Here is a 584-nt window from a genome sequence, read left to right on the forward strand (position 1 = left end):
CCAGCGCAATCTGGCCAAGGTCCGCCGCCAGCTGCTCGACACGATCCCCGTCGCCGACCGCATCGTCTTCGCGCCGCCGAACCCGAAGTACACCGTGTCGGTGTTCACCGACGTGGAGTGCGGCTACTGCCGCAAGCTGCATTCGCAGATCGCGGAATACAACCACCAGGGCATCGCCGTGCAGTACCTCGCGTTCCCGCGCATGGGCCTGGGCAGTCCCGATTTCCAGAAGATGGTGAACGTGTGGTGCGCGGCCGACCGCAAGAAGGCCCTCACCGATGCCAAGAACGATCAGGCGGTGCCGGTGCGCAACTGCAAGAACCCGGTCACCATGGAATACGACATCGGCCAGCGTGTCGGCCTGCAGGGCACGCCGATGATCATCACCGACAAGGGCGAGGTGATGCCCGGCTACATGCCGCCGGACGCCCTGCGCGCCACGCTCGACAAGCTGGCGAAGGGCGCTTCGCTCAACGATGCAATCGCTAGCATTACTCCCGCGAAGGGGGATGAGGAGAAATAAATCTTTGGTCGAAACCATTCCTAGTTTCCATACTGGATGCAAGTGCGGAGGCGCAAGCGCA

General features: G+C 62.8%; 1 protein-coding gene. It reads left to right on the plus strand.

The window, feature by feature from the left end; genetic code table 11:
* The coding region (locus LG367_RS18335) for a thioredoxin fold domain-containing protein (RefSeq protein WP_226470712.1) at positions 1-523 on the plus strand (523 nt) is incomplete at its 5' end.
* Positions 524-584 lie beyond the last annotated feature (61 nt).

The sequence above is a fragment of the Luteimonas panaciterrae genome (assembly GCF_020511115.1).
GTDB classification, from domain to species: Bacteria; Pseudomonadota; Gammaproteobacteria; order Xanthomonadales; family Xanthomonadaceae; genus Luteimonas; species Luteimonas panaciterrae.